18 protein-coding genes are annotated in these 20,600 nt (G+C 70.7%); 5 read left to right on the top strand and 13 right to left on the bottom strand.

What is annotated here, in order from left to right:
• Positions 1-183: 183 nt before the first annotated feature.
• Together AMK11_RS04805 and AMK11_RS04800 are read left to right on the top strand one after the other, a co-directional pair.
• On the top strand, positions 184-711 hold the full coding sequence (locus AMK11_RS04805; RefSeq protein WP_073723318.1) for a universal stress protein: 528 nt from the start codon (positions 184-186) through the stop codon (positions 709-711).
• Positions 712-841: 130 nt separating this feature from the next.
• Positions 842-1,402, top strand: a complete 561-nt coding sequence (locus AMK11_RS04800; RefSeq protein ID WP_073723316.1) for a GPR1/FUN34/YaaH family transporter — start codon at positions 842-844, stop codon at positions 1,400-1,402.
• 125 nt (positions 1,403-1,527) lie between these two features.
• Here the strand turns inward: AMK11_RS04800 and glmS are convergent, their stop codons facing one another.
• From glmS to AMK11_RS04735, 13 genes are all read right to left on the bottom strand, one after another.
• The gene (glmS, locus tag AMK11_RS04795; RefSeq protein ID WP_073723314.1) at positions 1,528-3,345 is read right to left on the bottom strand and encodes a glutamine--fructose-6-phosphate transaminase (isomerizing); all 1,818 of its coding nucleotides are present in this window, start codon (positions 3,343-3,345) and stop codon (positions 1,528-1,530) included.
• Between the two features lie 54 nt (positions 3,346-3,399).
• On the bottom strand, positions 3,400-3,657 hold the full coding sequence (locus AMK11_RS04790; RefSeq protein WP_073723312.1) for a hypothetical protein: 258 nt from the start codon (positions 3,655-3,657) through the stop codon (positions 3,400-3,402).
• A 76-nt stretch (positions 3,658-3,733) separates the two neighbouring features.
• A complete protein-coding gene (locus AMK11_RS04785) occupies positions 3,734-4,615 on the bottom strand; it encodes a DUF4429 domain-containing protein (protein WP_073723310.1) in 882 nt (293 codons plus the stop codon).
• A 100-nt stretch (positions 4,616-4,715) separates the two neighbouring features.
• Positions 4,716-6,488 carry an IucA/IucC family protein gene (locus AMK11_RS04780; RefSeq protein WP_073723308.1) on the bottom strand — a complete coding sequence of 591 codons (1,773 nt, stop codon included), beginning with the start codon at positions 6,486-6,488 and terminating at the stop codon, positions 4,716-4,718.
• A complete protein-coding gene (locus tag AMK11_RS04775; protein ID WP_073723306.1) occupies positions 6,485-7,039 on the bottom strand; it encodes a GNAT family N-acetyltransferase in 555 nt (184 codons plus the stop codon). Before AMK11_RS04775 ends, AMK11_RS04780 begins: the two co-directional genes overlap by 4 nt.
• The gene (locus AMK11_RS04770) at positions 7,036-8,319 is read right to left on the bottom strand and encodes a lysine N(6)-hydroxylase/L-ornithine N(5)-oxygenase family protein (protein ID WP_073723304.1); all 1,284 of its coding nucleotides are present in this window, start codon (positions 8,317-8,319) and stop codon (positions 7,036-7,038) included. Before AMK11_RS04770 ends, AMK11_RS04775 begins: the two co-directional genes overlap by 4 nt.
• On the bottom strand, positions 8,303-9,745 hold the full coding sequence (gene desA / locus AMK11_RS04765) for a lysine decarboxylase DesA (protein WP_073723302.1): 1,443 nt from the start codon (positions 9,743-9,745) through the stop codon (positions 8,303-8,305). The genes AMK11_RS04770 and desA overlap by 17 nt, the downstream gene beginning before the upstream one ends.
• A gap of 188 nt (positions 9,746-9,933) precedes the next feature.
• Positions 9,934-10,794 carry a siderophore-interacting protein gene (locus tag AMK11_RS04760; protein WP_073723300.1) on the bottom strand — a complete coding sequence of 287 codons (861 nt, stop codon included), beginning with the start codon at positions 10,792-10,794 and terminating at the stop codon, positions 9,934-9,936.
• 34 nt (positions 10,795-10,828) lie between these two features.
• A complete protein-coding gene (locus AMK11_RS04755; protein WP_073723298.1) occupies positions 10,829-11,875 on the bottom strand; it encodes an ABC transporter substrate-binding protein in 1,047 nt (348 codons plus the stop codon).
• Positions 11,876-11,995: 120 nt separating this feature from the next.
• Positions 11,996-13,156, bottom strand: coding sequence for an acyl-CoA dehydrogenase family protein (locus AMK11_RS04750; RefSeq protein WP_073723296.1), 1,161 nt, complete (start codon positions 13,154-13,156; stop codon positions 11,996-11,998).
• Between the two features lie 5 nt (positions 13,157-13,161).
• Entirely contained in the window at positions 13,162-14,130 is a 969-nt protein-coding gene (locus AMK11_RS04745; protein WP_079187212.1) for a hydroxymethylglutaryl-CoA lyase, read from the bottom strand.
• Entirely contained in the window at positions 14,127-16,058 is a 1,932-nt protein-coding gene (locus AMK11_RS04740; RefSeq protein WP_073723294.1) for an acetyl-CoA carboxylase biotin carboxylase subunit, read from the bottom strand. The genes AMK11_RS04745 and AMK11_RS04740 overlap by 4 nt, the downstream gene beginning before the upstream one ends.
• 37 nt (positions 16,059-16,095) lie before the next feature.
• Positions 16,096-17,712 carry a carboxyl transferase domain-containing protein gene (locus tag AMK11_RS04735; protein ID WP_073723292.1) on the bottom strand — a complete coding sequence of 539 codons (1,617 nt, stop codon included), beginning with the start codon at positions 17,710-17,712 and terminating at the stop codon, positions 16,096-16,098.
• A 106-nt stretch (positions 17,713-17,818) separates the two neighbouring features.
• Between AMK11_RS04735 and AMK11_RS04730 the strand changes: the two genes are divergently transcribed.
• From AMK11_RS04730 to AMK11_RS04720, 3 genes are all read left to right on the top strand, one after another.
• A complete protein-coding gene (locus tag AMK11_RS04730; protein ID WP_073723290.1) occupies positions 17,819-18,433 on the top strand; it encodes an SACE_7040 family transcriptional regulator in 615 nt (204 codons plus the stop codon).
• A gap of 112 nt (positions 18,434-18,545) precedes the next feature.
• On the top strand, positions 18,546-19,703 hold the full coding sequence (locus AMK11_RS04725) for an acyl-CoA dehydrogenase family protein (RefSeq protein ID WP_073723288.1): 1,158 nt from the start codon (positions 18,546-18,548) through the stop codon (positions 19,701-19,703).
• Positions 19,704-19,722: 19 nt separating this feature from the next.
• Positions 19,723-20,595, top strand: coding sequence for an acyl-CoA thioesterase (locus AMK11_RS04720; RefSeq protein WP_073723286.1), 873 nt, complete (start codon positions 19,723-19,725; stop codon positions 20,593-20,595).
• Positions 20,596-20,600: the final 5 nt, after the last annotated feature.

Genomic DNA, 20,600 nt, shown 5'->3' with positions numbered 1-20,600 from the left:
GTGCATGCTCCGGTGAACCCCGCGGCGGACCCTGCGCGGGATCTGGGCGAAGGAGGCGTGCCGCCGTACCCTTGGGGGTATGGGGTTGGGAAGACCATTCCCGGACACACACCGCACACACGCCGGACGCAGCTCCGTCGCACACTGTTGTCCCCCATAGAGGATAAAAACGCCGAGACAGCCATGGCCGGTCACGAATTCTTCGAACCCGCGGACCGCAAGCGGCCCGTCGCCGAACCGACGGCGGCCGAGCCCCTGGCGGCCGAAGAGCCACGCCAGTCGTGCGACCCAGCCTTCAAGCACGGTGTCGTCGTCGGCTTCGACGGCTCCACCTCCAGTGAGCGCGCCCTCGCGTACGCGATCGGCATGGCACGCCGGCTCGGCTCGGGCCTGGTCATCGTGCACGTCGCCAACCGCCTGCCGACCACGGTGTGGGCGGGCTGCGAACCTCCCGTCTTCGTGGACGTACCGGACCACCGCACCGAGGTGCTGGGGCTGGAGCTGGCGTGCGCGGACTATCTCACCGAGGTGCCCTGGATCCTGGTCGAGCGCGGCGGCGACATCTGCCACGAACTCGAAGAGGTGGGCCGGGAGTACGAGGCGGACGCCATCGTCGTCGGTTCCAGTCACGGACTGGTGGGCCGCCTCTTCGGCTCCGTCGCCGGCCGGCTCGCCAAGCGGGCGCAGCGGCCCGTCGTCGTCATCCCGTAGCGACCGCCCGCCACCGGGCTTCCCTCTTCGTCATGCTGCGTGAACCTACCGACGCGTAGAGGTGTTTGTGCCCTTGTGAAGGGCATATACCGGTCACCGCACAATCGCACATGCATGAAGGGAGCCCGCCGTGGACAACGACGTCTCCGCGGGAAGCACCACCACCACGATCGTCGGCCGACTCGCGCTCGGCATCACCCTGCTGGCCTTCGGCATCGGTCACACCGGTGTGATCGACGGCGTGACGGCGGCGGACGCCGTGACCGTCGCCCAGTACGTCGGCGGTGTCGCGCTCTTCGTCGCCGGGCTGCTGGCGCTGCGCGAGCGGGACAACGCCTCCGGCACCGCCTTCACCGTGCTCGGCGCGCTCTGGTTCACCTGGGCCGTCTCAGCCGGCGGCCAGGTCTCCGCCAACGCGGCGGGACTCTTCCTGCTGCTGTTCGCCCTCGTCGCCCTCTCCCTCACGTTCGCCGGCGGCGACACGCTCGGGCAGGGCGTGTACGGGCTGTTCGCCGTCTCCCTGCTGCTGCTCGCCCTCGGTGCGTTCGCCGACAGCGAGGTACTGGGCAAGGCGGGCGGGTGGTTCGCCGTCGTGGCGGGGGCGGTGGCCTGGTACGCGGCGACGGCGGTCGTGGCCCACTGGCCCACGAGTGTCTCGCGGCGCGCTGCGGGGCGGGGTGTGACGGTTTAGCTGCCGCAGGCCGGGGGGTTGGGCGGCTCCCCGGCGACGGGGCGGCCCCCCACGTGATTGGTGGCGTACGTGGGGGGCCGTTTCCGTTTGTTCTGCCTGTACAGGCGCGTCGCGCCCCTAGAGATCTATTCCACCGTCACCGACTTGGCGAGGTTGCGGGGCTTGTCGATGTCCCTGCCCAGGGCCAGGGCCGTGTGGTAGGCGAGGAGCTGGAGGGGGATGCCCATCAGGATCGGGTCCAGCTCGTCCTCGTTCTTCGGGACGACGATCGTGTGGTCGGCCTTCTCCTGCTCCTGGTGGGCCACGGCGAGGATCTGGCCGCTGCGGGCCTTGATCTCCTCCATCGCGGCGCGGTTCTTCTCCAGCAGGTCGTCGTCCGGCACGATCGCGACCGTCGGCAGGGCCGGCTCGATCAGGGCGAGCGGGCCGTGCTTCAGCTCGGAGGCCGGGTAGGCCTCGGCGTGGATGTAGGAGACCTCCTTGAGCTTCAGGGAGGCCTCGCGGGCGACCGGGTAGCCCCGGACGCGGCCGATGAAGAGCATCGAGCGGGCGTCGGCGTACTGCGCGGCCAGCTTCTTGATGTCCTCCTCCTGCTCCAGCATCTCGGCGATCTGCGCGGGCAGCTTGCGCAGGCCCTCGATGATCCGCTTGCCGTCGCGGACCGAGAGGTCGCGGGTGCGGCCCAGGTGCAGGGCGAGCAGCGCGAAAGCGACGCAGGTGTTGGTGAAGCACTTGGTCGACACCACGCAGACCTCGGGGCCGGCGTGCACGTACATGCCGCCGTCGGCCTCGCGCGCGATCGCGGAACCGACCACGTTGACGATGCCGAGGACGCGGGCGCCCTTGCGCTTGAGCTCCTGCACGGCGGCGAGCACGTCGTACGTCTCACCGGACTGGGAGACGGCGATGTACAGGGTGTCGGGGTCGACGACCGCGTTGCGGTAGCGGAACTCGGAGGCGGGCTCGGCGTCCGCGGGGATGCGGGCCAGCTCCTCGATCATCTGGGCGCCGATCTGGCCCGCGTGGTACGAGGTGCCGCAGCCGAGGATCTTCACGCGGCGCACGGCACGCGCGTCGCGGGCGTCCAGGTTGAGGCCGCCGAGGTGCACGGTGGAGAAGCGGTCGTCGATCCGGCCGCGCAGCACGCGGTCCACGGCCTCGGCCTGCTCGTGGATCTCCTTGTGCATGTAGGTGTCGTGGCCGCCCATGTCGTAGGAGGCGGCCTCCCACTCCACGGTGGTCGGCTCGGAGGTGGTCCGGGTGCCCTCGGTGGTGTACGTGCGGAAGTCGTCGGCCTTGAGGGTGGCCATCTCGCCGTCGTCGAGGGTGACTATCTGGCGGGTGTGGGTGACCAGCGCGGCGATGTCCGAGGCGACGAACATCTCCTTCTCGCCGATGCCGAGGACGACCGGCGAGCCGTTGCGGGCGACGACGATGCGCTCGGGGAAGTCGGCGTGCATCACGGCGATGCCGTACGTGCCCTCGATCACCCGGAGCGTCTCGCGGACCTTGTCCTCCAGCTTCTCCGCCTCGGAACGGGCGATGAGGTGGACCAGGACCTCGGTGTCGGTCTCGGAGAGGAACTCGACGCCGTCCGCCTCCAGCTTGCGGCGCAGGTCGGCGGCGTTGTCGATGATGCCGTTGTGGACGACTGCGACCTTGTTGTCGGCCGACATGTGCGGGTGGGCGTTCACGTCGGAGGGGGCGCCGTGGGTGGCCCAGCGGGTGTGGGCGATGCCGGTGGTGCCCTTGAAGCGCGCCGGGACCTTGGCCTCCAGGTCGCGGACCCGGCCCTTGGCCTTGACCATCTTCAGGCCGGCCGCCTTCGGGGACGTGACGACGATGCCCGCCGAGTCGTAGCCGCGGTACTCCAGGCGCTGGAGGCCCTCCAGGAGCAGGGGCGCGACGTCACGCTTGCCGATGTATCCGACGATTCCGCACATGTATACGTAGACCTCGTGTCTCTCTCCGGCTTCCCAGCCGTGGGCGACGGCTTCTCAGCCGTAGACGATGCGGCGCAGCTGACGGAGCGACAGCTCCGGCGGAGCCACCGCGCGGTACTTCAGTTCCGCCTCGATCCGCTCGAAGATCGTCGCGTTCACCTGGCCCTGGGCCTGGAGCTCGCGGTGGCGGCGACGGACGAATTCCTCGGTCGTCTCGTCGAAGTAGGCGAGCACGTCCTGGATCACGCGCAGTGCCTCGCCCCGGTTGAGGGGGGTGGACCGCGTCAGATGATCAACGAGTTCGTCGTGCACCCGGTAGATCCTGGGGTACGGGAAGCAGTTGCGCAACAATCCTGCCCGATATCGGGCAAGCTGTCGCGGGTCGGGATTACATCCGCTTCAGCACCGCCTGCTTGGCCAGGGTGAACTCCTCGTCGGTCAGCACCCCCGAGCGGTGCAGGTCGCCCAGCTCGCGCAGCCGCCGCAGCAGCGCGTCGTGGTCGTCCTCGGCGGCGGGCGCCGATGCGGGTGCCTGTTCGGCCGGCCGGGCGTCCTCCAGGGCGGCCGGCGCGGACGGATGCGGGAGCCTGGCCTGCACGGCCGCCGCCACCAGGGCCATCAGCGGGTCCCGCTTGAAACCCCACAGCTCCACCGCGTTCGGGTCGTACTTCGGCGGCACCTTGCTCGGCGCCGCCCGCACGGTGAAGCGGAGGTGACCGTTCTCCAGGCCGACCGTCGGCTGCCACTCCACCGCCACGATGTCGGCGAGGGGGAGGGTGCGCGGACCGGCGGCCGACTTGGCGTCCTCCGCCTGCCACTTCCACTCCAGGCGCACCCGCTCGCCGTCGAAGCTCGCGACGCCGTCCCCGGCGGACACCGACAGCGGGACGGACGGCCCCGCCAGCAGGTACGCGTCCACCGGGCCGGACGGGACCTGGTCCAGCAGCAGGGCGTTGCGCACCTCGTCCACGACGTACTCGGCGACGCCGTACCGGTCGGGCTCCACGGTCAGCTGGTAGGGGTCGTGCGGCTCGGTCAGCCTGCCGCCGGATGCCTGGAGGAGCGGGTCGGCGCCGTCCCGCAGCCGCAGCCGCAGCCGCCCCGACTTCTTGCCCTGCTCGAACGATATGCCCGCCAACGCCGCCAGGGGGACGAGCAGTTCACCCAGTTCCTTGCGGAGCAGGCTGACGTTCTTGTCCCGTCCGGGGGTCAGCCGCAGGGTGTCGCCGTCGAAGACCCACGTTCCGTCCTTCTGGATGATTTCCGCCATGCGGGGATTGTTCCACCGACGCCCGACGGGCACCCCGGAGGACCGTCTCCGAGATGCCCGCCCGTCCGTGGGGGCCTTCGCCTTCAGGCCCGCGATGGGGCTACCGGCCCGCGATGGGGTTCTTCAGGCTGCCGATGAGCTGGAGCGCGCCGGACGGGTCGGCGAGGTCCACCATCTGCTTGTTGTCGCGCAGCTGGAGCCGGTTGAGGCAGGACAGCGCGAACTCGGGCGCGAACATGTCGTACTGGGCGAACTTGTCGGCCAGCTCCGGCACCGACTCCTGGTACTCGCGGGTGACCTCCGCGACCGTCCGCCAGAACCCGTCCTCCTCGACGATCCCCTCCTCCGCCAGGTTCGCGGCGAGGAAGCGGAAGAAGCAGTCGAAGACGTCCGTGAAGATCGACAGGAGCTTCTTGTCCTCGGGGACCTCGACGGCGATGCGGGAGACGTCCGGCGGCAGTACCGCGTCCGGGTCCATCACCGCGATCTCCTCGGCGATGTCCTTGTAGATCGCGCGCCGCACCACGCCGTCCTCCAGGACCAGGATCACGTTCTCGCCGTGCGGCATGTAGACCAGGTCGTAGGCGTAGAAGCTGTGCAGCAGCGGGACGAAGTAGGCCCGCAGGTAGTGGCGCAGCCACTCGGTGGGCGTGAGGCCGGAGCGCTCGATCAGCGCGCCCGCGAAGGACGCGCCCTCGTGGTCGACGTGGACGAGGGAGGCCATCGTGGCGAGCGTCTCGCCGTCCTGGAGGGCCGGGACGGGGCTCTCCCGCCACAGCGCCGCCAGCATCTTGCGGTACGGCGAGTAGCGGTCGGTGGCCTGCTCGTACTCCAGGTGCCGGTAGCCGACGGCCGCCTGCTCCCGGATGATGGACAGCCCCGTCGACTTCAGCACCGGGTCGCCCTCGATGAGCTGCGCCAGCCAGTCGTTGATGGCCGGCGTGGCCTCCATGTACGCCGCCGACAGGCCGCGCATGAAGCCCATGTTGAGGACGGACAGGGCCGTCTTCACGTAGTGCTTCTCGGGGTGGCTGGTGTTGAAGAAGGTGCGGATGGACTGCTGGGCCAGGTACTCGTCGTCGCCCTCGCCGAGGCAGACCAGGTGCCCGCGGGCCACCTCGGCGGCGAAGGTGACGGTCAGCTTGTTCCACCACTGCCAGGGGTGGACCGGGATGAAGAGGTAGTCGGCCGGGTCCAGGCCGCGCTCGCGCAGGACGCCGTGGAACCGGTCGACGGTCGCCTCGCCCAGCTCGTCGCGCACGAAGGACTCGTACTCGATGCCGACGCCGGCCGTGAACGCCGCCCGCGAGCGGTGCGCGGCCAGCCACACCAGCCGGACGGGGCTCGCGGTCTCCGGGGCGTACGACAGGTACTCGTGGATGCCGAAGCCGAGCCGCCCGTTGTTGGCGACGAAGCAGGGGTGGCCCTCGGTCATGCCGGTCTCGACAGCCTGGAAGCCGCCGCGGGCCAGCTCGGCCGACGTGACCTTCGGCTTGGTGAGCTTGTAGCAGGTGCCGGAGAGGGTGGAGGAGATCTCCTCCAGGTAGACCGGCAGGATCTCGTCGCTCAGGCCCAGCGACTCCTTCAGCTCGATGAAGAAGTCCAGCGCCGCGAGGGGCAGCTCGGTGCCGTCGCGGTGGCGGGCGATCGAGCCGGCGTCCACCTGCCAGTGGTCCAGGGCCCGGACGGTGGCGGTGAAGCGGTACTCCGTCTTGCCGTCGTCGGAGCGGACGACGTACGCGCCGTCCGCGGACCGCTCCGGCGTGATCAGCCGCTCGTGCGTGAACTCGGCCAGCGCCTTGCGGACCAGGAGGCGGTTGGCCTCCTCCCAGCGCTCGGGGGACAGGTGGGCGACCGTGTCGGCGAGGCTCATGCGGACACCGCCTTCTCGAACTGCTCGCGGGTGCAGAAGCTCAGCAACGCCTTCTTCTCCGGCTTCTGGATCTCGCGCTCGGGCACGAATCCGACGGCTGCGTTCAGGGCGTGGACGGCCTTGTTGCCGACGTCCGGCTCGACGACGACGCGGGCGGTCGCCGGGTCGGCGAACAGCTCGGCCATCACGGCGGTGATCACGGCGCGGGTGAAGCCGTGCAGCGGGCGGTCGGTGGGGGCGACCAGGAAGTGCATGCCGACATCGCCCGGCTCGGGCTCGTACAGGCCGGTCAGCTCGCGGTGGGCGGGGTCGTACTTCTCCATCAGGAAGGCGGGGACGCCGTCGTGCAGGCCCAGGTAGGCGTGGTGGTGCTCGTCGGCGGCTATCTCCATGTAGGCGCGCTCGACGTCGACCAGCTTCGCGTCCTGCATCATCCAGAACGCGGACTTCGGGTGCGTGACCCAGCTGTGCAGCAGTACCGCGTCCTTCAGGGGGTCGAGGGGGCGGAGGGTGAGGGCGCCGATGCCGGCGGCCGTGGTGGGGGTGGTCATGCGCTGAACTCCTGAAACGCGATCGTCTTCTCGACCGGGTAGTACTCGGTGCCGAGCAGCTCTCGGACGATGTAGCTGTTGCGATAGGCACCCATGCCCAGATCGGGACTGGTGATGCTGTGCGTGTGGACACCCGCGTTCTGCAGGAACACGCCGTTGCCCGTGACGTCGACGGCGTAGTTGCGGGCGACGTCCAGGTTGCCCCGGGAGTCGTAGCGCAGCCGGTCCCGGACGGGCTTGAGGAACTCGGGCTCGGTGTACCGGTAGCCGGTGGCCAGGATCAGGCCCTCGGTGTCGACCTCGAAGTCGCTGCCCTGCTCCTCCTGGCGGAAGCCCAGCGTGTACGTGCCGTCGGCGTACCGGGCGTCGGTGAGCGCGGAGTTGGTGAGCAGACGGGTGGGGACCGGGCCGCCGAGTTTCTTCTGGTAGAGCAGGTCGAAGATCTCGTTGATCAGGTCGCCGTCGATGCCCTTGAACAGGCCCTTCTGTTCGGCGGTGAGGCGGTAGCGGGTGTCCTCGGGAAGCGCGTGGTAGTAGTCCACGTACTCCGGGGAGGTCATCTCCAGCGTGAGCTTGGTGTATTCGAGGGGGAAGAAGCGGGGGGAGCGGGTCACCCAGTTCAGCTGGTAGCCGTGGACGTCGATCTCGCCGAGCAGGTCGTAGTAGATCTCGGCGGCGGACTGGCCGCTGCCGACCAGCGTGATCGACTTCTTCTTCACCAGCTCCGCCCGGTGCTGCACGTAGCGGGAGTTGTGGATGAAGTCGCCGGCCAGACCCCGGCAGGCGTCCGGGACGTGCGGCGGGGTGCCGGTGCCGAGGACGAGGCGGCGGGCGCGGTAGGTGTCGCCGGAGGTGGTGGCGACGGCGTACAGCTCCTCCGTCTCGTCGTACGTCACCTCGGTGACGGTGGTGGAGAAGCGGACGCTGCTCAGTTTGTTCGCGGCCCAGCGGCAGTAGTCGTCGTACTCGACGCGCAGCGGGTAGAAATTCTCCCGGATGTAGAACGAGTAGAGCCGGCCCTTCTCCTTCAGGTAGTTGAGGAAGGAGTACGGGGACGTCGGGTCGGCGAGGGTGACCAGGTCCGACATGAACGGGGTCTGGAGGTGGGCGCCGTCCAGGAACATGCCGGCGTGCCACTCGAAGTCCGGCTTGGACTCCAGGAAGACGCCGTTCAGCTCGGCGATGGGCTCGGTGAGGCAGGCGAGGCCGAGGTTGAAGGGGCCGAGGCCGATTCCCACGAAGTCGTAGGTCTTCATGGTGGCTTCAGGAAGCGCGGTCAAGGGACTCTCCCAGGTACTGCTCGGCGTGGCCGGCGATCAGGTCGAGGACGGCGGCGATGTCGGCCGTGGTCGTCTCGGGGTTGAGCAGGGTGAACTTCAGGTAGTGGCGCCCGGCGACCTTGGTGCCCGCCACCACGGCGTCGCCGGAGGCGAACAGGGCCTTGCGGGCGTACAGGTTGGCGCGGTCGATCTCGGCGGGGTCGGTGACGGCCGCCGGTATGTAGCGGAAGACCAGCGTGGACAGCGACGGCTGGACCACGACGTCGAAGCGCGGGTCGGCGGCGAGCAGTTTCCAGCCCTCGGCGGCCAGGTCGCACACCTCGTCGAAGAGCTCGCCGATGCCGTCGGCGCCCATCACGCGCAGCGTCATCCACAGCTTGAGCGCGTCGAAGCGACGGGTGGTCTGGAGAGACTTGTCCACCTGATTGGGGATACGTTCCTGCACCATGCGGCGCGGGTTGAGGTACTCCGCGTGGTAGGTGGCGTGGCGCAGGGTGGCCGCGTCCCGGACCAGGACGGCGGACGAACTCACCGGCTGGAAGAAGGACTTGTGGTAGTCCACGGTGACCGAGTCGGCCCGCTCGATGCCGTCGATGCGGTCCCGGTACTTCAGGGAGGCGAGCAGCCCGCAGCCGTAGGCCGCGTCCACGTGCATCCACACGCCGTACTGCTCGCACAGTCCGGCGATCTCCGGCAGCGGGTCGATGGAGCCGAAGTCGGTGGTGCCGCCGGTGGCGACGACGGCCATGGGGACGAGGCCGTCCTTCGCGCAGCGCTCCAGTTCGCGGGCGAGGGCGACGGTCTGCATGCGCTTGTCGTGGTCGACGGGGATCGACACGACGGCGTCCGGGCCGAGGCCGAGCAGTTTCGCGGACTTCTTGACGCTGAAGTGGCTGACCTCGGAGGCGAAGATGCGGAGTTTCGCGAAGGAGTCGGTCTTGGCCTCCTCGCGGGCCAGCAGCAGCGCCTGGAGGTTGGACTGGGTGCCGCCGGACGTGAACACGCCGTCGGCCGCCGGGCCGAGGCCGATGCGGGCGCAGGTCCAGTCGATGAGCTTGCGCTCGATGAGCGTGCCGCCGGCCGACTGGTCCCAGGTGTCCAGGGAGGAGTTGACGGCGGAGAGCACCGCCTCGCCGAGCACGGCCGGGATGACGACCGGGCAGTTGAGGTGGGCGAGGTAGCGGGGGTGGTGGAAATAGACCGCGTCGCGGAGGTAGACGTCCTCCAGTTCGTCGAGGACCGCGGCCGTGTCGTGCAGCGGCTGGTCGAGGTCGATCTCGTCGATGCGGGGGGAGAGGGCGTCGACCGTGACGCCGGTGAACGGACGGTCGGTGGCGGCGAGTTTGGCGGCCACCCGCTCGACTCCTTCGGTCACCGAGCGGCGGTACTGCTCCGCGGTGGCGTCGTTGAGCAGGTGCGAGCGCATGTGGGGGTCCTCCGGTGGGGACGGTCCGAGAGGGACGGGAGAGGGCGGAGCCCTGACTTCGACTTAGGTTAGCCTAACCTAAGTTCGATCGATCAAACGCGTACCGGTACGTGACTGCCGTCACTCTCGCCTCATCCGTGCGTCACGGAGGGTGAGTTGAGGCGTCGCGGGGGAGGGGACGCGAAGCGTCAGCCCTGCTCGCGGAGCTGTTCCTCCGTCAGGCCCTGGCGCCAGTAGCCGACGAAGGTGACACGGCGGCGGTCGACGCCGCGTTCGCCGACGAAGTGCCGGCGCAGCTGCTTGACGCGGCCGGACTCGCCGGCGATCCAGACGTACGGATGCGCGGCGGGCGGCAGTTGGGCCGCGCGAAGGGTGGCGAGGGTGGCCTCCGGGCCGGCGGCGGCGTCCTTGACCAGCCAGGTGACCTCGGCCTCCGCCGCCGTGCGGAGGTCCTGTACGTCCTCGGCGTGCGGCACCTCCAGCCAGACCCGGGCACGGGTGCCGGCGGGCAGGGCCTCGACGATGGCGCAGGCGGCCGGTACGGCGGTCTCGTCGCCCCAGATGACCACCAGATCGGTGTCCTCGGGCGGCCGGAAGCGGATCGCCCGGTTGTCGGCGATCGCCGGGCCGAGCAGGACGACGCGGTCGCCGGGGGCGGCGTCGGCGGCCCAGCGGGCGGCGGGGCCCGCCTGGACGGGCGAGCCGGGGTCGACGCCGTGGAGCACGAAGTCGATGTCGATCTCGGCGGTGTGGCCGTCGGCGTCCCGGCGCAGCGCCCGGAGCGTGTACGAGCGCATCACCGCCCGCACGTCGTCCGGCAGTTCACGCCACCCCTGCCACCAGCCGTCGCCCAGCTCGACGGGGATGGCGGGCTCCTCCTGCCCCGGATGCGGCAGGAACAGCGACAGGGACTGGTCCTGCCCGTCGGAGTGGAAGGCGTGCAGGTCGGGGCCCGCGAAGGTGATCCGGGCCAGAGACGGGCCGAGCCGCCTCGTCCGTACGACCTGGAGGGAGAAGAAACGGAACGGGGCGGCCACGGCCGTCGTCATGAAGGGCTCCGGAAGGAGAGGGGAAGGGGGAGGGTCAGCCGACCTTCTTGGCGTTCTCGATCGCCTCGGCCAGGTTGTCCAGGAGCGGCGTGCACTTGTCGTAGGACAGGATCGGCTCGGGGGAGCGGGCGATGACCTGGCCGGCCTTGACCGCGGGGAGCTGCTTCCAGGTGCCCTCGGTGATGTCCGTGGGCTGGATGGTGGAGGCGCGGTCGTCCATGATGATGATGTCGGCCGGGTACTTGTCGACGTTCTCCCAGCTCAGGGACTCGAACCAGCCGCCGGTCGCCTTCTTCGCCTCCTCCGAGGGCTCGACGAAGTTCACGCCGAGGGCCTTGAAGTACTCCAGGTCGACGGAGAGGTTGGTGCCGGAGACGTAGAACAGCTCGGCGCTCGCCGAACCGGCCAGCACCCTGATCTCGGGCTTGGCCTTCGCGGCGGCACGCAGCCGGGCCGCGGCCTTCTCGAAGGCGGCCTTCGCGTCGGTGACCTTCTTGGCCTTCATGTCGGCGCCGAGGGACTCGGCCAGCTCCCACATGCGCTGGAGCGGCTGGGTCAGCTGGCGGTCGAAGACGGAGATCGCGACGCTCGGGGCGAGCTTGGCGACCTTGTCCTTGGACTCCTCGGGAACGGACCACAGGGTGCCCGCGGTGTCGAAGGTCGTGGTGATCAGCAGCTCGGGGGCGAGGGCGGCGTACTTCTCGACGTTGAGCTTGCCCCACTCGTTGCCGAGCACGGTGACCTTGCCGACGTCGAGGTCGCCGGCTTGGACGTCGGGCTTGCCGTCCTTCGTGGTGGTCGGGCCGAAGACGCCCTTGACCTGGACGCCGTAGTCCCAGAGGGCGGCGGCGACGCCGGTGAAGGCGACGAGGTTCGTCGGCACCTTGTCCAGCTCCACGGTCTTGCCGCGGTCGTCCTTGAAGGACCAGGGGCCGGACTTGGCGGCGGCCGTCCCGTCGTCGGAGCCACCGCTTTTCGCGTCGTCGTCACCGCAGGCCGTGAGCGCGGCACCGAGGCCGAGTGCGCCGCCCGCGGCGAGGATTCCGCGGCGGGTGAGGTGGGTAGCTCTGGCGTTGGGCATGGCGTGGCTGCTTTCGAACGGTGCGGAGCTCCGCGGGACAAGTCCAAGGTAGGTTAGCCTAACCTCAGATCATGTCCAGGGGGCGGGGCTGTGATCTGCCCCGCCCGGACGCCCGGCGCCTCAGCTCACCAGGCCCAACTCCCGCGCGATCAGCATCCGCTGGACCTCGCTGGTGCCCTCGCCGATCTCCAGGATCTTCGCGTCCCGCCACATGCGGGCCACCGGGTACTCGTTCATGAAGCCGTAGCCGCCGTGGATCTGCGTCGCCTCCCGGGCGTTGTCCACGGCCACCGTCGACGAGTACAGCTTCGCCAGCGCCGCCTCCTTCTTGAACGGCTCGCCCGCCACCAGCCGGGACGCCGCGTCACGCCAGGCGAGACGGGAGGTGTGGGCCTTCATCTCCATGTCGGCGACCTTGAACTGGATGGCCTGGTTGGCGCCGATGGGCTTGCCGAAGGCGTGACGTTCCTTCGCGTACTTCACCGACTCGTCCACACAGCCCTGTGCCAGACCCGTGCCCAGCGCGGCGATGGCGATCCGGCCCTCGTCGAGGATGCGCAGGAACTGCGCGTACCCGCGCCCTTCCTCGCCCAGCAGGTTCGCCGCCGGGACCCGGACGTCGGCGAAGGACAGCTCACGGGTGTCCGACGCGTTCCAGCCGACCTTCGAGTAGGGGGCGGCGACCGTGAAGCCCGGGGTGCCGGACGGGACGATGATCGCCGAGATCCGCGGACGGCCGTCCGGCTTGCGGCCGGTGACCGCCGTGACCGTCACCAGACCGGTGATGTCCGTGCCGGAGTTGGTGATGAAGCACTTGGTGCCGTTGATGACCCACTCGTTGGTCGCCTCGTCCAGGCGGGCCGTGGTGCGCGTCGCGCCCGCGTCCGAGCCGCCGTCCGGCTCGGTCAGGCCGAAGGCGCCCAGGATCTCCCCGGAGCACAGCCGGGGCAGCCACTCGCGCTTCTGCTCCTCGGTGCCGAACAGGTGGACCGGCATGGCCCCCAGCGAGACGCCCGCCTCCAGCGTGATCGCCACCGACGAGTCGACGCGGGCCAGCTCCTCCAGCGCGATGCCGAGCGCCAGGTAGTCGCCGCCCATGCCGCCGTACTCCTCCGGGAACGGCAGGCCGAACAACCCCATGCGGCCCATCTCCCGGACGATCTCGTACGGGAACTCGTGCCGCTCGTAGAAGTCGCCGATCTTGGGCGCCACGACGTCGTGGGCGAACTCCTCCACCGTGCGGCGGAGCTCCTCGAGTTCGGGCGAGAGCTTGTGGTCCATGACTGTCACTTCTCCTGGTCGGAGTCGTCCGCCGGGCCGGCGAGGGCCCGGACGGTGCGGGACGGGCTGGGTCGGCCCAGGTGGGCGGCCATCCAGACGCTGGTGGCGACGAGAGAGCCGAGGTCGACCCCGGTGTCGATGCCGAGGCCGCGCAGCATCCACACGAGGTCTTCGGTGGCGAGGTTGCCGGTGGCGGACTTCGCGTACGGGCAGCCGCCGAGGCCGCCGGCGGAGGCGTCGACGGTCGTCACGCCGTGCCGCAGGGCCTCGTACGTGTTGGCGAGGGCCTGGCCGTACGTGTCGTGGAAGTGCACGCCGAGCGCGTCCACCGGAACGCCGGCGTCGGTGAGGGAGGTGAGCAGGGCGCCCACGTGGCCCGGGGTCGCCACCCCGATGGTGTCGCCGAGGCTCAGCTCGTCGCAGCCCATGTCCATGAGGGCCCGGCACACCTTCACCACCTGACCGATGGGGACCGCGCCCTCCCACGGGTCGCCGAAGCACATCGACAGGTAGCCCCGTACGTGAACGCCGTCCGCGTCCTTCGCCCGTGCCACCACCGGCTCGAACATGGCCAGCGCCTCGTCCACCGTGCGGTTGAGGTTGGCCTTGGCGAAGGACTCCGTGGCGCTGGCGAAGACCGCGACGCGGCGGGCGCCGAGCGCGAGGGCGCGGTCGAGGCCGCGTTCGTTCGGCACCAGGACGGGCAGCTCGACGGGCAGGTCCGCGACCGCCGGGAACAGCTCCTCCGCGTCCGCCAGCTGCGGCACCCACTTGGGGTGCACGAAGCTCGTCGCCTCGATGGTCGTCAGGCCCGTGCCGGCCAGGCGGCGGACGAACTCCGCCTTCACCGCCACCGGCACGATCGCCTTCTCGTTCTGCAGGCCGTCGCGGGCGCCCACCTCGTGGATGCGGACGCGGGCGGGCAGGCCGTCCGCCGGGACGGTCATGGGCAGGCCCAGTTCGGGGGCGTTCACGACGTCTCCTCCTCTGCCGGGGCGATGACCGCCAGTACTTGGTCCATGGCGACGGTCGTGCCCGGCGCCACGTCCAGCTCGGCGACCGTGCCCGCGTGCGGGGCGGAGATGACGTGCTCCATCTTCATCGCCTCCACCACCAGCAGGCTCTGCCCGGCGCTCACCTCGTCGCCGACGGCCACCTTCACCACCGTCACCGTGCCCGGCATCGGCGCGGTCAGCGAGTCGGCGCCCGCGTGGGCGGCGCCCGACAGGGAGGCGGCGACCGGGTCGTGGTCGCGCACGTGCCAGGCGTCGCCGTCGCGGCCCAGCCAGTCGGCGGCGCGGTGGAAGGTGTGCCGGACGCCGTCCACCGTCACCGACACACGGTCCTCGGCGACCGTGTGCGTGCCGCGCGGAGTGTGCTCCACCGGGTCCGTGACCCGCAGGTGGAAGGTGACCGGCTTCGGCTCGCCGCCCATGCGCCAGCCGTTCGGCACCGAGAACGGGTCCGTCCAGCCGTCACCGCGCGGACGCAGCGCGTCCAGCCGTACGGCCGCCGCCGCCTCGTACACCTCCTCCGGCACGTCCGTGGAGACCAGGGAATCGACCTCCCGCTCCACCAGCCCCGTGTCCAGCTCGCCCGCCACCACCGCCGGGTGCGCGAGCAGCCTGCGCAGGAACCCGGCGTTGGTCTGCACGCCCAGCGTCACCGTCCGGGCCAGGGCCGCGCGGAGTTTGCGCAGGGCGGTGGCGCGGTCGGGGCCGTACGCGATCACCTTGGACAGCATCGGGTCGTAGAGGCTGCCGACCTCGGTGCCCTCGCTGAGCCCGGAGTCGGTGCGGATGCCGTCGCCCTCGGGCTCGTGCAGGCGCAGCACCGTGCCGCCGGACGGGAGAAAACCGCGCGCGGGGTCCTCGGCGCACAGGCGGGCCTCGATCGCGTGGCCGGTCAGCCGTACGTCCTCCTGGGCGAAGCCCAGCTCCTCGCCCGCCGCCACCCGCAGCTGCCACTCCACCAGGTCCAGGCCGGTGACCAGCTCGGTCACCGGGTGCTCCACCTGGAGGCGGGTGTTCATCTCCATGAAGTAGTACTGCGAGGGGTCCTCGCCCGGCACGATGAACTCCACCGTGCCCGCGCCCCGGTAGCCGCAGGAGCGGGCCGCCTGCACGGCCGCCTCGCCCATCGCGGCACGGGTCGCCTCGTCGAGCAGGACGCTCGGCGCCTCCTCGATGACCTTCTGGTGCCGGCGCTGCAACGAGCACTCGCGCTCGCCCAGGTGCACCACGTTCCCGTGGCCGTCGGCCAGGACCTGGATCTCGATGTGCCGGGGCCGGTCGATCCACCGCTCCACCAGCAGCGTGTCGTCGCCGAAGGAGGCGCGGGCCTCGCGGCGGGCGGCGGCGATCTCCTCGGCCAGCACGGCCTCGTCACGCACCAGCCGCATGCCCTTGCCGCCACCGCCGGCCGACGGCTTCAGCAGCACCGGCGTGCCGATCTCGCGGGCGGCCTCCGCGAGCTGCGCGTCCGTCAGGCCGCTGCCGCTGGAGCCGGGCACCACCGGCACCCCGGCCGCCTTCACCGTCTCCTTGGCGCGGATCTTGTCGCCCATCAGGGCGATCGCGTCGGCGGGCGGACCGATGAAGACCAGCCCCGCCTCCTCGCAGGCCCGCGCGAAGCCGGCGTTCTCGGCGAGGAAGCCGTACCCCGGGTGGACGGCCTGCGCCCCCGTCCGGGCGGCCGCCTCCAGCAGCCGCTCGACGGACAGATAGCTCTCCGCCGCCGGCGCCGGGCCGATCCGTACCGCGTCGTCGGCCTCCCGCACGTGCCGCGCGTCCGCGTCGGCGTCGGAGAAGACCGCCACCGAGCGCACGCCCATCGAACGCAGGGTCCGGACGACCCGCACCGCGATCTCACCGCGGTTGGCCACCAGTACCGTGTCGAACATCAAGCTCCCCATCGCGCTCCCCATCGAAGTCCCCTCCTCACATCCGGAAGACGCCGAACCGGGGCTCGCCCAGCGGCGCGTTGGCACACGCGGTCAGGGCCAGGCCCAGCACCTGCCGGGTGTCCGCGGGCTCGATCACCCCGTCGTCCCACAGGCGGGCGGTCGCGTAGTAAGCGTTCCCCTGGTGCTCGTACTGCGCACGGATCGGCGCCTTGAAGGACTCCTCCTCCTCGGCCGCCCACGCCTCGCCCCGGGCCTCCAGCTGGTCCCGCTTGACCGTGGCCAGCACGGACGCGGCCTGCTCGCCGCCCATCACCGAGATCTTGGCGTTGGGCCACATCCACAGGAAGCGCGGCGAATACGCCCGCCCGCACATCGAGTAGTTCCCGGCGCCGTAGGACCCGCCGACCACAACCGTCAGCTTCGGCACCCGCGTGCACGCCACCGCCGTCACCATCTTGGCGCCGTGCTTGGCGATGCCGCCCGCCTCGTAGTCCTTGCCGACCATGAAGCCGGAGATGTTCTGCAGGAACACCAGCGGGATGCCGCGCTGGTCGCACAGCTCGATGAAGTGGGCGCCCTTCTGGGCGGACTCGGCGAACAGGATGCCGTTGTTGGCGACGATGCCGACCGGGTGGCCGTGGATGCGGGCGAAGCCGGTGACGAGGGTCTGCCCGTACTCGGACTTGAACTCGGCGAACCGGGAGCCGTCCACCACTCGCGCGATGACCTCGCGCACGTCGTAGGGGGTGCGGGAGTCGACCGGGACCGCGCCGGACATTCCCTGCGGGTCGACCTTGGGCTCGACGGCGGGCTCCACGCCCCAGGGGAGCCGGCCGCGCTCGGGCAGCGTGGAGACGATCTGCCGCACGATCCTGAGCGCGTGCGCGTCGTCCTCCGCCAGGTGGTCGGTCACGCCCGACACCCGCGAGTGGACCTCGCCGCCGCCCAGCTCCTCCGCCGTGACCACCTCGCCGGTGGCCGCCTTCACCAGCGGCGGACCGCCCAGGAAGATCGTGCCCTGATTGCGGACGATCACCGCCTCGTCGCTCATCGCCGGGACGTACGCCCCGCCCGCCGTGCAGGAGCCGAGGACGGCGGCGATCTGCGGGATGCCGGCGCCAGACATCCGGGCCTGGTTGTAGAAGATCCGCCCGAAGTGCTCGCGGTCCGGGAAGACCTCGTCCTGCATCGGCAGGAAGGCGCCCCCCGAGTCCACCAGGTACAGGCACGGCAGCCGGTTCTCCAGCGCCACCTCCTGCGCCCTCAGGTGCTTCTTCACCGTCATCGGGTAGTACGTGCCGCCCTTGACGGTGGCGTCGTTGGCGACGACCACGCACTCCCGGCCGCCTACCCGGCCGATCCCGGCGATGACGCCGGCGGCCGGGGCCTGTCCGTCGTACAGCCCGTCGGCCGCGAGCGGCGCCAGCTCCAGGAACGGCGAACCCGGATCGAGCAGCGTGTCCACGCGGTCGCGCGGCAGCAGCTTGCCGCGGGCGGTGTGCCGGGCCCGGGCCCGCTCCCCGCCGCCGAGCCTGGCCGCCGCCAGCTTGGCGCGCAGCTCCTCCACGAGGACGCGGTGCGCCTCCTCGTTGGCCCGAAAGGCCGCTGAGGCGGGATCCGCCGCCGTCGTCAGCTCCGGTGCCTCGTGCATCCCGCGGTCCCCTCACCCGATGGTCGATCGGTCGATCGGTTAATGAGCGTTAACGCATTTCCCTCCAGGTTAACGAGCGCTAACCGCCCTGTCTAGAATTGATCCCATGGCCACCAGAACCGACGCCCCCACCCGCCGCGAGCAGATCCTCAAGGAGGCCGCCCGGCTCTTCGCCGAGCGCGGCTTCCACGGCGTCGGCGTCGACGAGATAGGGGCCGCGGTCGGCATCAGCGGCCCCGGTCTCTACCGGCACTTCGCCGGCAAGGACGCGATGCTCGCCGAGCTGCTGGTGGGGATCAGCGACTCGCTGCTGACCGGGGCGAAGCGGCGGCTGGCGGAGGCCGACGGGGTGAGCGGCTCCGGCACGAGCCCCGAGGCGGTCCTCGACTCGCTCATCGAGGGTCACATCGACTTCGCGCTCGACGACCGCCCGCTCATCACCCTGCACGACCGCGAGCTGGACCGCCTCCGGGACGCCGACCGCAAGATGGTCCGCCAGCTCCAGCGGCAGTACGTCGAGCTGTGGGTCGGCGTGCTGCGCGAGGTCTACCCGGCGGTCCCGGAACCGAGCGCCCGCTCGGCCGTCCACTCGGTCTTCGGCCTCCTGAACTCCACCCCCCACCTGGGCCGCCCCGGCTCCCTCCCCGGCCGCGCGGTGACGGCGGGGCTGCTGCACCGGATGGCGCGGGGGGCGTTCGCGGCCGTCGCCGCCGACCGATGAGGTGCGGGGGAGTGACGAGGGTTACCCACGCCCCGCTCTGGACGCTCGTCCCTACCCGCCGGTACGGTGAAGTCTGAGCAAGCGCTTAGATACATACCCTGGAGGTGGCGCGGTGCGCCGTACGGTGTTCAACGAGGACCACGAGGCGTTCCGGGAGACCCTCCGCGCCTTCATCGAGGCCGAGGTCGTCCCCGTCTACGACGAGTGGTTCGCCGCGGGCCAGGCGCCGCGCGACTTCTACTACAAGCTCGGCGAGCTGGGCATCTTCGGCATCAACGTGCCCGAGGAGTTCGGCGGCGCCGGCATGGACAGCCACAAGTTCGAGGCCGTCCTCTACGAGGAGACCGCCCGCGCCGGCGTCCAGTTCGGCGGCTCCGGCGTCCACGTGCTGCTCGCCCTGCCCTACATCAACATGCTGGCCACCGACGAGCAGAAGAAGCGCTACCTGCCGAAGTTCGTCACCGGCGAGGAGATGTGGGCCATCGCGATGACGGAGCCGGGCACCGGTTCCGACCTCGCGGGCATGAAGTCCACCGCCAAGCTCTCCGAGGACGGCACCCACTACGTCCTCAACGGCGCCAAGACCTTCATCACCGGCGGCGTCCACGCCGACAAGGTGATCGTCTGCGCCCGCACCGCCGCCCCCACGGCCGAGGACCGCCGCCACGGCATCTCCCTGTTCGCCGTGGACACCAAGTCCGAGGGCTACTCGGTCGGCCGCAAGCTCGACAAGCTCGGCCTGCGCACCTCCGACACCGCCGAGCTCGCCTTCGTCGACGTCAAGGTCCCCGTCGAGGACCTCCTCGGCGAGGAGAACAAGGGCTTCTCCTACCTCGGCCACAACCTGGCCTCCGAGCGCTGGGGCATCGCCTACGGCGCCTACGCGCAGGCCAAGGCCGCCGTCCGCTTCGCCACGCAGTACGTGCAGGAGCGCACCGTCTTCGGCAAGCCGGTCGCCCACTTCCAGAACACCAAGTTCGAGCTGGCCGCCTGCCAGGCCGAGGTGGACGCCGCCGAGGCCGTCGCCGACCGCGCCACCGAGGCCCTGGACGCCGGCGAGCTCACCCCCGCCGAGGCCGCCAGCGCCAAGCTGTTCTGCACCGAGGTCGCCCACCGCGTCATCGACCGCTGCCTCCAGCTGCACGGCGGCTACGGCTACATGAACGAGTACCCGATCGCCCGCCTGTACGCCGACAACCGCGTCAACCGCATCTACGGCGGCACCAGCGAGGTCATGAAGATGATCATCGCGAAGAACATGGGCCTGTAGACCACCGAGTCCCCAGGCCATGAGCGAAGCACTCCAGTCCCTCCTCGACCTGCTCGACCTCGAGCGGATCGAGGAGGACATCTACCGCGGCCACTCCCGCTCCGCCGTCGTCCCCCGGGTCTTCGGCGGGCAGGTGGCCGCCCAGGCCCTGGTCGCCGCCGGGCGCACGGTCCCCGCCGACCGGCGCGCGCACTCCCTGCACGCGTACTTCCTGCGCCCCGGCGACCCCGGCGCCCCCATCGTCTACAACGTCGACCGCCTGCGCGACGGCCGCTCCTTCACCACCCGCCGCGTCGTCGCCGTCCAGCACGGCAAGCCGATCTTCGGCCTGTCGGCGTCCTTCCAGACGTACGAGGAGGGCCTGGACCACCAGGCCCCGATGCCTCACGCCCCCGACCCGGCGACCCTCCCCACCGGAGAGGAACGGCTGCGGAGCTACCCGCACCTGCCCGCCGAGACGGTGGAACGCTTCCTGGAGGCCCGCGCCGCCGTCGACCTGCGCCACGTCGACGACCCGCCCTTCGGCGACTTCGGCACGCCCCGCGAGCCGCACTCCCAGGTGTGGTTCCGCACCAACGGCAAGCTCTCCGACGACCCCCTCCTGCACGTCGTCCTCGCCACCTACGTCTCCGACATGACCCTCCTCGACTCGGTCCTGCTCGCGCACGGCCGCGGCGGCTGGGCCGTCGGCGACGTCGTCGGGGCCTCGCTGGACCACGCGATGTGGTTCCACCGGCCGTTCCGCGCCGACGAGTGGCTGCTGTACGACCAGCAGTCGCCGTCCGCGTCCGGTGGCCGTGGCCTCGGTCAGGCGAGGATCTACACCCAGGACGGGCGGCTCGCCCTCTCGGTCATCCAGGAAGGCGTGGTGCGCGTCCCTCGGGAACACTGAAGGGC

The sequence above is a fragment of the Streptomyces sp. CB02414 genome (genome assembly GCF_001905385.1).
Lineage (GTDB): Bacteria > Actinomycetota > Actinomycetes > Streptomycetales > Streptomycetaceae > Streptomyces.
This window is presented reverse-complemented; position numbering and strand designations above follow the sequence as displayed.